Annotated in this window: 9 protein-coding genes; 3 read left to right on the top strand and 6 right to left on the bottom strand. The window is 67.2% G+C overall.

Annotated features, from left to right (window positions below):
- Positions 1–65: 65 nt before the first annotated feature.
- Positions 66–1982: a PAS domain-containing hybrid sensor histidine kinase/response regulator gene (locus V9L20_RS20535; RefSeq protein ID WP_337298004.1), complete on the top strand. Its 1917-nt coding sequence runs from the start codon at positions 66–68 to the stop codon at positions 1980–1982.
- Here V9L20_RS20535 and nadE read toward each other — a convergent pair.
- Genes nadE through V9L20_RS20515 form a run of 4 tightly spaced genes read right to left on the bottom strand, consistent with a single transcriptional unit; the run spans position 1979 to position 6600 of the window.
- On the bottom strand, positions 1979–2830 hold the full coding sequence (nadE, locus tag V9L20_RS20530) for an ammonia-dependent NAD(+) synthetase (protein ID WP_337298003.1): 852 nt from the start codon (positions 2828–2830) through the stop codon (positions 1979–1981). The genes V9L20_RS20535 and nadE overlap by 4 nt on opposite strands.
- A gap of 34 nt (positions 2831–2864) precedes the next feature.
- Positions 2865–4037 (bottom strand): phospholipase A, encoded by a 1173-nt coding sequence (locus tag V9L20_RS20525; protein ID WP_337298002.1) that lies wholly within the window; start codon positions 4035–4037, stop codon positions 2865–2867.
- Positions 4034–4498: a hypothetical protein gene (locus tag V9L20_RS20520; RefSeq protein ID WP_337298001.1), complete on the bottom strand. Its 465-nt coding sequence runs from the start codon at positions 4496–4498 to the stop codon at positions 4034–4036. The genes V9L20_RS20525 and V9L20_RS20520 overlap by 4 nt, the downstream gene beginning before the upstream one ends.
- Positions 4495–6600 (bottom strand): ATP-dependent helicase, encoded by a 2106-nt coding sequence (locus V9L20_RS20515; RefSeq protein WP_337298000.1) that lies wholly within the window; start codon positions 6598–6600, stop codon positions 4495–4497. Before V9L20_RS20515 ends, V9L20_RS20520 begins: the two co-directional genes overlap by 4 nt.
- A 121-nt stretch (positions 6601–6721) precedes the next feature.
- Here V9L20_RS20515 and V9L20_RS20510 point away from each other — a divergent pair, with 121 nt between their 5' ends.
- The gene (locus tag V9L20_RS20510) at positions 6722–7753 is read left to right on the top strand and encodes an AEC family transporter (RefSeq protein ID WP_337297999.1); all 1032 of its coding nucleotides are present in this window, start codon (positions 6722–6724) and stop codon (positions 7751–7753) included.
- Positions 7754–7783: 30 nt separating this feature from the next.
- Here the strand turns inward: V9L20_RS20510 and V9L20_RS20505 are convergent, their stop codons facing one another.
- Positions 7784–8443: a hypothetical protein gene (locus V9L20_RS20505; RefSeq protein WP_337297998.1), complete on the bottom strand. Its 660-nt coding sequence runs from the start codon at positions 8441–8443 to the stop codon at positions 7784–7786.
- Positions 8444–8668: 225 nt separating this feature from the next.
- On the opposite strand from V9L20_RS20505, the gene V9L20_RS20500 reads away from it, so the two are divergent.
- Positions 8669–8881, top strand: a complete 213-nt coding sequence (locus tag V9L20_RS20500; RefSeq protein WP_157611880.1) for a hypothetical protein — start codon at positions 8669–8671, stop codon at positions 8879–8881.
- A 31-nt stretch (positions 8882–8912) separates the two neighbouring features.
- On the opposite strand, the gene V9L20_RS20495 is transcribed toward V9L20_RS20500, so the two are convergent.
- Positions 8913–11012 carry a primosomal protein N' gene (locus V9L20_RS20495; RefSeq protein WP_337297997.1) on the bottom strand — a complete coding sequence of 700 codons (2100 nt, stop codon included), beginning with the start codon at positions 11010–11012 and terminating at the stop codon, positions 8913–8915.
- Positions 11013–11300 lie beyond the last annotated feature (288 nt).

Raw genomic sequence — 11300 nt, 5'->3', positions numbered from 1 at the left:
CCGCAAGAAAAGCGGGAGCCCGCATGCCGTTGCACCGATGCACGGCCACTGGAGGAAGAAGAGCAATGGCAGATCACGGCGGTGGGAGTGCACCTCTGAATCAACGCACTCTGGCCGACGCCGATTTCCGGCTGATGGTCGAGTCGGTCTCGGACTATTCCATCATCGTGCTGGACCCCGGGGGCATCGTCATCAGCTGGAACGATGGCGCGCGAAAGCTCAAGGGGTATGACGCCGCGGAAGCGATCGGGCGGCATTTCTCGCTTTTCTATCCGAGCGAACTGCTCGAGCAGAACCAGCCCGACCGCGCGCTGGCAACGGTGCGCGAGGCCGGCCGCATGGAAGAAGAAGGCTGGCGCCTGCGCAAGGACGGCACGCGCTTCTGGGCCAGCGTGGTCATCACGCAAATCATCGGCGCCAATGGGGAAATCCGCGGCTTCTCGATGATCACGAGAGACCTCAGCGAGCGCCGCCGCCAGGACGAGATGCTGCGCATGAGCGAAGAGCGCTTCCGGCTGCTGGTCGAGGGCGTGAAGGACTATGCGATCTTCATGCTCGACCCAGGCGGCCACATCGTGAGCTGGAACCTCGGCGCGCAAAAGAACAAGGGCTACGAGGCCTCGGAGATCATCGGCCAGCACTTCTCGGTGTTCTATCCGCCCGAGGTTGCCGCAATCGGCTGGCCCGAGCAGGAGCTGCGAAACGCGCTGCGCGACGGGCGCTTCGAGGACGAAGGCTGGCGCATCCGCAAGGACGGCAGCCGCTTCTGGGCCAGCGTGGTCATTACCGCGCTGCACGACGCCACCGGGCGGCACCGGGGCTTTGCCAAGGTCACGCGCGACCTGACCGAGCGGCGCCGCGTGACCGCGCTCGAAGACGAAGGGCGCCGCGTTACCAACTTCCTGGCAATGCTCGGGCACGAGCTGCGCAATCCGCTGGCGCCGATTTCGAATGCGCTCGAGCTGCTGAAGCGCGAGAAAACGGAATCGGCGGTCATCGCCCACACCCGCGACATCATCGGCCGGCAGCTCAGGCAGATGACGCGGCTGGTGGACGACCTGCTCGACGTGGGCCGCATCACGAGCGGCAAGATCCACCTGGAGAGCAAGCCGGTTCGCCTGCGCGAGGCCATCGCCGAGGCCGCCGAGGCGGTGCGGCCGCTGATCGAGAGCAAGTCGCAGACGCTGCACCTGCAATACCAGGAAGCCGATCCCTGGATATCGGGAGACCGTGCGCGGCTCATCCAGATCGTCAGCAACCTGATTCACAACGCCGCGAAGTTCACCCACAACAGTGGCAACGTCCATGTCTCGCTCTCGCAGGTTGGCGAGGATGCCGACATCAGCGTGCGCGACGACGGCCCCGGCATACCGCCCAAGGACCTGCAGCGGATCTTCGACCTGTTCGTTCAGGGCGAGCAGAACATGGCAAGGTCGCAGGGCGGCCTGGGCCTGGGGCTCAGCCTCGTGCAGCAGTTGACGACGCTGCACGGCGGCCGGGTGAGTGCGTTCAGCACCGGCCGGCCGGGCGAAGGCAGCGAGTTCGTGGTGCAGTTCCAGACGACCCAGCCGCCGATTGCCACGCTGGAAGCCGAGCCGCGGCCCGTGGGCGAGCAGCGCGTGCTGGTGGTGGACGACAACGTGGACGCGGCCGAAACCATGGCGCTGCTGCTGGAGGCGCTGGGCTACAAGTCCAGCGTTGCGCATGGCGGCCTGCCAGCCATCGAGGCGGTGAAGGCGCAAGACCCCGACGTGGTGCTGCTGGACATCGGCCTGCCCGACCTGAACGGACATGAAGTCGCCAGGCGCCTGCGGGCCGAGATGATCAACCCGCCGCCGCTGATTGCCATTACCGGCTACGGCCAGGCCAGCGACCGGGACACCAGCCTCGAGGCGGGCTTTCGCGCGCACCTGACGAAGCCCGTGGACGTCGACAAGCTGACCGCGCTGCTCGAGCAACTGCTCGAGTCGCCCCGCGCCTAGGCCGGGAGCGGCGGCTCCACCGGCAGCGCCCGCTTGTGGGCGCTCTTGCGGTGCGTTGAAAGAATGATCTCGCGTGCCGCCGCGGACACCGGCTTGCCCTCGAGGAAATCGTCGATCTGCTCGTAGCTCACGCCGAACGCATCTTCGTCGGGCTTTTGCGGCACCAGAGATTCGAGGTCGGCCGTCGGCACCTTGAACACCAGCGCGTCGGGCGCGCCGAGCTGTTGTGCGAGCGCGCGCACGCGCCGCTTGTTTAGGCCGGTGAGCGGCGTCACGTCGGCTGCGCCGTCGCCGAACTTGGTGAAGAAGCCCATCAACGCCTCGGCCGCGTGGTCCGTGCCGATGACGATGCCGTCGTGCGCGCCGGCCACCGCGAACTGCGCAATCATGCGCTGGCGCGCCTTGATGTTACCGAGCACGAAGTCTTCATGCGCCGCATCGCGGAACACCAGATCGCCGGCCTTCAGTGCGGCGAGCATGCCGTCCGCCGCGGGCCGGATGTCGACGGTGAGGGTGCGGTCGGGCCTGATCACCTCGAGCGAGCGCTGCGCCTCGGCCTCGTCCTTCTGCACGCCGTAGGGCAGCCGCATGGCAATGAAGGTGGCGTCCCGGCCTTCGGCGCGCAGCCGTTCCACCGCGCGTTGCGCAAGGCATCCGGCCACCAGCGAATCGACGCCGCCGCTGATGCCCAGCACCAGCGACTTCAGGCCCGTGCCGCGCAGGTAGCCGGCCAGAAAGCCGATGCGCCGCTCGACTTCGTGTGCGGCGTCGAACACCGGCGCCACGTGCAGCGTGGCAATGATCTCGCGCTGCAAAGCGTCCACGGGGGCAAGTTCATCTGCATTCATGACACGAACCTTTCTGTGCATTCATCGGGGCGAATTAAAAGTCCACCAGGCTGAGGCCAATGCTCAGCACGGTGCGCTTCCGGTTGTAGTCCACCAGCGTATCGCCGTAGCCATGGAACAGCTGCGTGTGGAAACGCAGGTTGCTGGTGGTCGGGTCGCCGATGGCTTTCAGCCACTCGAGCCGCACCGAGCCGCGTCCGCTGTCGCGCAGGTTGTTGCGCACGGTGAGGGCCAGCGTGTTGTCGCGGTTGAAGTTCCAGCGGCCCGTGACCTCGGCGCGGCCGATGTAGCTGGAGATGTCGGGGTTGTCGTCCTTTGCCACGCTCTCCGACAGCCGCTGCCAGACGCGCCCGGTGATGCTGAAGCGGTCGTCGAGCTCGGCGCCGCCCATCAGGTAGACGCGGTTCCAGCTGCGCGACAGCGGCAGGCTCTGGCCGTTCGACTGGTGCACCAGGCCCACGCCCGCATAGCGCCAGCGCCAGCCACCGGGCAGCCTGAAGTCGAGCGGGTAGACATACATCATCTCGGGCTCGTGGTCGGTGGTGCGGAAAGGCCGGGAGATCGAGCCGTTGAACAGCTGCCACGTCGACTGCTGCGAATACGCAAACCAGAGGGAGTCTTTCTTGATCGGGTCGTTCTGCGTGAGCAGGCCCTGCGCAATCTTGGTACGCACCGAAAGGCCGATGCGCATTTCATTGGCCTGGTAGTCCACCGGCGAGGCGGTGTGGCCTTCGGACGGCGACGTGGGCGTGTCGGGCTTGCTGGTGGCGGCCGAAGCCGACACGTTCAGCGGCCGGTAGCCGCGGAACACGAAGGTGCCGCAGTCGCTGCCGTTTTCCAGCTCCCAGAAGCGCGACAGCGCCGAATACTGCCTGTCGCGGCAGCCCTCGCTGGTGGCGACCGACACCACGCGCGTGGCCGGCACGGAACCGTCCACCGGCGGCGCCGGCTGGGTACTTGCCAACACCGGCGGCGCCACGGGCACCGACACCGAAGGCAGCGTCTGCTGCTGCGCCCAGCGGTCGAAGCAGGCCAGCCGGGCTTCGTTGTTGTTGCCCAGTGCAGCGCACTGCTGCCAGGTCAGTTGGGCATCGGCCAGCGGGCTGGAAGGTTTTTCCACCGCTTGTGCGCTGGCCAGAGACGACGCAAAGAGGCCGGGCGCCAGAAGGCTCGCGGCAAGGGTGGTGCGTAGATGGAGTGGATTCATTTCTCTGCGGTCCTTTCCGTCTTTTTCAGAGTGAAGGGATGTGTGGTTTCGTCGGCGGCGTTGCGCCAGGTGCCCCTGAACTCGCGCCCGCAGGAGTCCGGCTGCAGCGTGCCCGACCACACGCCGCTGATGCTGCGCCCGTCGAGCGATTCGTCGATGGCGAGCTGCCCCTCGTCGTCGACATCGCCCGCCAGCTGCGCGACCGATGCGTTGCCCGAAGGAGCACCTGCCGCACGTGTGATGGTGCCGCGCACGCCCACGTATTCGGGGTGCTTGCCAAGCACGACCGTGGCCGCGCCCGGAAGGCCGTCGAAGCGCGCCTGCCAGTTGCCGTACAGCGCTTCCACCGGCAGGTCGCGCGCGGTGGCGGGGCATCCGGGCGGTGCCGCGTTCCGAGCCCCGGGGCCGGCGCATGCGGTGCAGAGCGCGGCCAGCGACAGCAGCAGGATTCGCGCCTTCATGACGCGGAGGCGGCCGCCGCCGCAGCCGCAGCACTGTCCTGGGCCTTGCGCGCGAACTCGGCACGCAGGGCCTTGAGCTTCTCGCGCGGGTCTTCGCGTGTGGTGGCCTTGTCCAGGCCCATTTCGGCGATGAAGCGGCTCGGTACGCAGGGCACCATCTCGCGGCCCTGCTTGCGCTTCTTGGTCCAGCTCACGGCCAGGCTGCGCTGCGCGCGCGTGATGCCCACGTACATGAGGCGGCGCTCTTCCTGCAGCCGCTGCAGCGTTTCGTCGCTCACCTTCAGCTGGCGGCCGTTGTCGTCCTCGAGCTTGAAGGGCAGCAGCCCCTCGGTCACGCCGATCAGCATCACGTGCGGCCACTCGAGGCCCTTGGAGGCATGCAGCGTAGAGAGCGTGACCACGTTCTGGTCCTGCTCGCGCTCGCTGATGGTCGAGAGCAGCGAGATGGTCTGCGCCACTTCGAGCAGGCTCTTGCGTTCGCTCTCGACGTTGTTGTCGGCGCCCGAGGCATCGTCGATCACGCCGCCGGCGCGCTGCGACATCCAGTCGACGAACTCCAGCACGTTGGTCCAGCGCGCGGCCGCGGCCTGTTCGCTGTCCTCGCCCTCGTACAGGTGCTTCTCGTAGTCGATCTCCTTCAGCCAGTCGAGCATGAAGGTGCGCGAATCTTCTGCGCCCATGGTGCGGCGCGCGCGGTATTCCAGGTCGTTGATGTAGCGGCCGAACTCGTGGATGCCCTCCAGCGTGCGCTTGGGCATCACGCTCGGTAGCGACGGGCTGAAGAGCGCTTCGAACAGGCTCAGCTTGTACTGGCTGGCAAAGGTGCCGAGGCTCGCGAGCGTGGTGTGGCCGATGCCGCGCTTGGGCGTGGTGATGGCGCGCAGGAACGCCGGGTCGTCGTCGTTGTTGACCCACAGGCGGAACCAGCCGCACAGGTCCTTGATTTCGGCGCGATCGAAGAAGCTCTGCCCGCCCGAGACCTTGTAGGGAATCTGTGCCTTGCGCAGCGCCTGCTCGAACACGCGCGCCTGGTGGTTGGCGCGGTAAAGAATGGCGAAGTCGCGAAACTCCTTGTACTGCTTGCCCTGCGCCGTGGCGTCGCCCGCGCGCAGGCTGATGATGCGCGCCACCGCGCGCTCGGCCTCGTGCGCCTCGGAGTCGGCATCGACAATGCGCACCGGCTCGCCTTCGCCCAGCTCGGAGAACAGCGTCTTCGGAAACAGCTTCGGGTTGGGGCCGATCACGTTGTTGGCCGCCCGCAGGATTGCGCTGGTGGAGCGGTAGTTCTGCTCCAGCTTGATGACCTTCAGGTCCGGGTAGTCGACCGGCAGCTTGCGCAGGTTGTCCAGCGTGGCGCCGCGCCAGCCGTAGATCGACTGGTCGTCGTCGCCCACCGCGGTGAAGCGACCGCGTGCGCCGGCCAGCGCCTTCAGCACTTCATATTGAGTGGCGTTGGTGTCCTGGTATTCGTCCACCAGGATATGGCCCAGCGTGTTTTGCCACTTGGTGCGCACCTCTTCATAGTCGCGCAGCAGCTTGAGCGGCATGCCGATGAGGTCGTCGAAATCGACGCTCTGGTAGGCCGTGAGCCGCTCTTCGTAGCGCGCCATGATCCGCGCGGTGATGCGCTCGTTGTCGTCCACCGCGGCGGCCTCGGCCTGTGCGGCGTTCAGCCCCATGTTCTTCCACTTGCTGATGGTCCACTGCCAGATGCGCGCGGTGGCGGTGTCGGTGGTGCCGCCGGCGTCCTTCAATATCTTGGTGACGTCGTCGCTGTCCAGGATGCTGAAGGCCGGCTTCAGGCCCAGCACGGCGCCGTCTTCGCGCATCATGCGCACGCCCAGCGCGTGAAAGGTGCAGATCACCACATGCTTCGCGTCACGGCCGATCAACCCCTTGGCGCGCTCGCGCATTTCGCTCGCGGCCTTGTTGGTGAATGTGATGGCCGCAATGCGCTTGGGCTCCAGGCCGGCCTGGATCAGCCGGCCGATCTTGTGCGTGATGACGCGCGTCTTGCCCGAGCCCGCACCCGCGAGCACGAGGCAGGGGCCATGCAGGTAATTGACAGCTTCTTGTTGCGCGAGATTGAGACCGGAAGACATGAGGAGTGGGAACGGAAGGCCGCGAGGGAACGGGCAGGCGCAAAGCGGGCAATGATACGGGGCGCAGCTCTCGCGCAACCCCGCCGAAGTTCACCATGCGGGATGCAACGACAATCAGCCGGTGCTGCCTGTATTTCTCGTTACCTTTCCTTTCTTCGCGTTGATTGCCGCCGGCTATGGCGCGGCACGCGCGCGCGTCCTGCCGCTGGACGCGATTCCCGGCCTCAACACCTTCGTGCTGTATTTCGCGCTGCCTTGCATGCTGTTGCGCTTTGGCGCCGGCACGCCGATCGGGCAACTGCTCGACGGCAGCGTTGCACTGGTCTGGGGCGTGAGCGCGCTGGCCGTGGTGGCGGGCACGGTCGTCTTCACCCGCAATGCGCGCATCGGCTGGAACGACGGCGCCTTCGGCGCGCTGGTGGCGGCGTTTCCGAACACCGGCTTCATGGGCGTGCCGCTCCTGGTGGCGCTGCTGGGTGCGCAGGCGGCGGGGCCGATGATCATCACCATTGCGTTCGACCTGGTCGTGACCTCGTCGCTGTGCATTGCCCTCTCGCGGCTCGATGGCGCCGGCAGCGCGGGCGGTGGTGCGGGACATCACGGCCCGCGGCAGGCGGCGCGCCAGGCGCTGCGCGGCGTGCTGGTCAATCCGATGCCGTGGTCCATTCTGCTGGGCGTGCTGCTCTCGGCCGCGCGCTGGCGCCTGCCGGGGCCCGTGGAGCGCACCGTGGCCATGCTGGCCGATGCGGCTTCGCCAGTGGCGCTCTTCACCATTGGCGCCGTGCTGGCGCGGTCGGCGCTGCTCGCCCGCGAGCACGCGGCCAGCGCGGAAGTGGCCGCGGCCATGGGGGTGAAGTCGGCGCTTGCACGCAAGGCGCCGCTCGCCGACGTGCTGCCGGTGGTGGGCGTCAAGCTGCTCGTGCATCCGCTGCTGGTGTGGGCGCTGGGGCAGGGCGCCATTGCGCTCGGGCTGCCGCTCTCTTCTTCGGCGCTGGTGGTGATCGTGCTGGTGGCGGCGCTGCCGAGCGCCAGCAACGTGGCCATGCTGGCCGAGCGCTTCGGCGCCGACAACGGCCGCATCGCACGCATCATCCTGTGGACGACGGTCGCAACCTTCTTCAGTTTTCCGTTGGCCGTGGGCCTGCTGCGCTGAGCCGGGGCGCTGCAAGGCGCTGCTGTTGAATCAGGGTGTCAGCACGCCGAGCTTGAACGGATCGGCGTCCGAAAGGCGCTCGCACTTGGTGAAGTCGCGGCCCTGGGTGCCGTCGCAATAGAACGCGTTGTAGATGTAGCCGAACAGCGTGGGGCTGGCCGTGAAGAGCACGCCGTGATCGGGCTGCCAGTTGTCCTTGACCGGCTCGGAGCCGAGTTCCGCAGCGCTGCCAGAGCCGGCGGCAACGGCGGAGGCTGGCGAGAACTCGGCCAGTGTCTTGTGCACTTCGCCGCCGCGCCACCGCATGGCCAGTTCGGAGGCGGTGGGCCTGGCGGCCACCGGCAGCAGCACGCCGTTCACTTGGAAGCCGTCACCGAAGCGATGCGTCTTGCCGGCGAGAAAGGCGTAGGCGCAGGCGGCCAGGCACTGGCCGCGGATTTCGGTTTCCACGCCGCTCGAGCGAATGGCCTCGGCATAGGCGCCGGCTGCTTCGGCGGTGCCGCCGAACGAGTCCTCGAACACCACGGTGCGCACCGTGCCTTTGCCTAGGTGCTCGGTAAAGGCCTTGATGGCTGTGCCGTCGAGCATGCCCGACACCACCAGCCGGCTGCCCTGCAGTTCGAGTTCGGCCGCGGAGCATGCGAAGCATGCAAAAAGAAGAGCCCAACCGAGCGATGAAGGCAGTTTCACGGCAACCCCTGGCGACCAGCATTCTTGCTTGACGCGCGAGGCCGGAACGGGCCCGCGCTGTAACAGCTTGAATAGCGGGTGGGCATGCAGTCAACCGCTTTTTCAGATTATTTCCGATTCGCGTGTAGGCCATAAGCCATAGCTATCGTTACCACTACAGATGAGTGCTTGTGTTTTCAAAACACTGCTAAAGTGTTTGCAAATCAAAGTATGTATGGGGGCACTATGGCAATACTTGTTCGTATTCTGCTGTGGCTGGCCTGGGTCGCCAGCGTGGGCTGGTTGTGGCATGCCGACACCCTCGGCACCGCCACCTCGCTCGCGTTGGGCGCCTTGAGCCTGGTGGTGTTCGCATGGCCCGGAAGCATCGCTCGGCGGCGCAGCAGCGAGCTGCGCTACGTCGACATGGGCAAGGAGCCCGCGGGCCTGCACCACTGACAAAGGCCGGCCTCGGTAAAAGGCCGCTGCCTCAAATGCTGTGCGGGTCGACGTCGACCAGCCAGCGGATCACGCCCTTGCCCTCGGGCGTGCGCCGCAACGCGTGCAGCAGCGGCTGCCAGGCTGCCAGCAGGCGCTGCAGCGCGGCGCGCGACGGGCTTTCGATCAGCATCTGCGCCCGTTCCACATTGGCCACGCGCTGAATGGCCAGCGGCACTGCGGGGTAGCGCAGCACGCGGTCGGCGCCTTCGAGTGCATCGGCCGCGGTGCTCGCCGCATTCAAGAAGGCCTGCGCGGCTTCCTGCGAGCGCGCATCGGCGCGCAGCAATGCCTGGAATGCAAACGGCGGCATGCCGGCCGCGGCGCGCTCTTCGAGCTGCTGCCGCGCGAAAGCGGCGTAGTCGTGCCTTCGCAGCGCGGCAAAGAGCGGATGCTGCGCATGGTGCGTCTGGATCCACATCTCGGCCGTGGCGCCTTGCGCTGCCAGGAACGCGGCATCGCGCCCCGCGCGTCCGGCCGATTGCATCAGCAGGCTGAACAGCCGCTCGGGCGCGCGAAAGTCGCTGGAGAACAGCGCGCCGTCGGGGTTCACGGCGGCCACCAGCGTGATGCGCCGGAAGTCGTGCCCCTTGGCAATCATCTGCGTGCCGACCAGCACGTCGACCTCGCCCGAGTGCACCGACGCGAGCTGCGATTCGAGTGCGCCCTGCTTCTTGGTGCTGTCGGCATCGATGCGCGCAATGCGCACCGCGTTGCCGTCGGGCCGCTTCACGCTGGCGAACAGCTCGGCCAGGTGCTCTTCGAGCCGCTCGGTGCCGCGGCCCACCGGCGCGATGTCGGGGTTGCCGCACGCCGGGCAGGCGCGCGGCACGCGCTCGGTAAAGCCGCAGTGGTGGCAGCGCAGCGTGCGATCGATCTTGTGGAACACGCGGTAGGCGCTGCAGTGCGGGCATTCGCTCTTCCAGCCGCAATCGGCGCAGGCCAGCACCGGCGCATAACCGCGGCGGTTCAGGAACACCATGCTCTGTTCGCCGCGCGCAATGCGCTGGCCGATGGCGTCGAGCAGCGCGGCCGAGAGCACGGTCTTGGGCGGCTGCAGGTTCATGTCGACCAGCCGCACGCCAGGCAGTTCGCCGGCGCCGATGCGCGAGGGCATGGCCAGCCGCACATAGCGCCCGCCCGGGTCTTCGCCCTCGGCGGGGCGGCTCTGGTGCCAGCTCTCGAGCGACGGCGTGGCCGAGCCGAGGATGACCTTCGCACGTTCGCGCTGGCCGCGCCACACGGCGAGGTCGCGCGCCGAATACCGTGCGCCTTCCTGCTGCTTGTAGCTGGGGTCGTGCTCTTCATCGACCACGATGAGCTTGAGCCCCGGCATCGACGCGAACACCGCCATGCGCGTGCCCAGCACGATGCGCGCGGCCCCGCTGTGCGCCGCAAGCCAGCTTGCGAGCCGCTGCGGGTTGGTCATGCCGCTGTGCAGCGACACCACCGCATCGTCCCCGAAGCGTGCCTTGAAGCGCGCTTCGAGCTGCGGCGTGAGGTTGATCTCGGGCACCATCACCAGCGCCTGCGCGCCGGCGTCGCGCGCGAGCAGGTCGGCCACGCAGCGCAGGTACACCTCGGTCTTGCCGCTGCCGGTGCTGCCAACCAGCAGGAAGGTGCCTGTCTCGGCCTCGATGCGCGCGAGGGCTGCGGTTTGCTCCGGGCTGAGCGCGATCAGGTTGGCGGCTTCGGCGGTCTCGGCGACCGGCCCCGTCGTGGTCTTGCGCTTCAGGCGGCGTTCCAGTTGCGTGCCGGTCAGGTCGCGCAACTGCGGCGGCAGGGCCGCGAGCGCGATCTCGCCGATCGAGCGCTGGTAGTACCGCGCGGCAAAGGCGACGAGATCGCGCCAGGCTTCGCCGAGCGGCGCGAGCGCATCGAGCGCCGCACCCACGGGCTTGAGCGCCATGTCGGGCTCGGCGCCCTCCAGCGAGCTGGGGTCGTTCCAGACCACGCCCAGCACTTCGCGCCGGCCCAGCGGCACCCGTACCAGCGTGCCGGGGGCGAGCGGCGCCGCGCTGGCGTAGCTCAGCAGATCGCCAAGCGCCGCGTGCGCCGGCGTTTGAACGGCGATGTCGAGCCGCCAAGCCATCGCGGCGGGCGTGTTCGCCGGCGCTGCCGGGGTTTCCGGGGCAGGGCTGCTGGCGGTGGAAATGGGCGTCTCTGTTGGCAAGGTTTGTTAATGCGACTTTGAGCAAAATCACTTAAGTCGTTGATTTTCCTGTGCTTTGAAGCTCATCCAGAGATTCTGTGGATAACTTTGTTGACAACAGGGCTCGACACGCCGCGGAGCCTTGAAAATCAAGCGTCTGACTGGATTGCCCTCAAAAAAAGCAAAGTTCAAATCCTATATAAATCAACCACTTACGCGCGCTACTTG

It is taken from the genome of Variovorax sp. CCNWLW225, from assembly GCF_037204045.1.
Lineage (GTDB): Bacteria > Pseudomonadota > Gammaproteobacteria > Burkholderiales > Burkholderiaceae_C > Variovorax.
This window is presented reverse-complemented; position numbering and strand designations above follow the sequence as displayed.

What these genes read in the sequence shown, in the direction of transcription:
- V9L20_RS20535 (WP_337298004.1), top strand. Translation starts at nt 66, where the DNA reads ATGGCAGATCACGGCGGTGGGAGTGCACCTCTGAATCAACGCACTCTG.
- nadE (WP_337298003.1), bottom strand. Translation starts at nt 2,830, where the DNA reads ATGAATGCAGATGAACTTGCCCCCGTGGACGCTTTGCAGCGCGAGATC.
- V9L20_RS20525 (WP_337298002.1), bottom strand. Translation starts at nt 4,037, where the DNA reads ATGAATCCACTCCATCTACGCACCACCCTTGCCGCGAGCCTTCTGGCG.
- V9L20_RS20520 (WP_337298001.1), bottom strand. Translation starts at nt 4,498, where the DNA reads ATGAAGGCGCGAATCCTGCTGCTGTCGCTGGCCGCGCTCTGCACCGCA.
- V9L20_RS20515 (WP_337298000.1), bottom strand. Translation starts at nt 6,600, where the DNA reads ATGTCTTCCGGTCTCAATCTCGCGCAACAAGAAGCTGTCAATTACCTG.
- V9L20_RS20500 (WP_157611880.1), top strand. Translation starts at nt 8,669, where the DNA reads ATGGCAATACTTGTTCGTATTCTGCTGTGGCTGGCCTGGGTCGCCAGC.
- V9L20_RS20495 (WP_337297997.1), bottom strand. Translation starts at nt 11,012, where the DNA reads ATGGCTTGGCGGCTCGACATCGCCGTTCAAACGCCGGCGCACGCGGCG.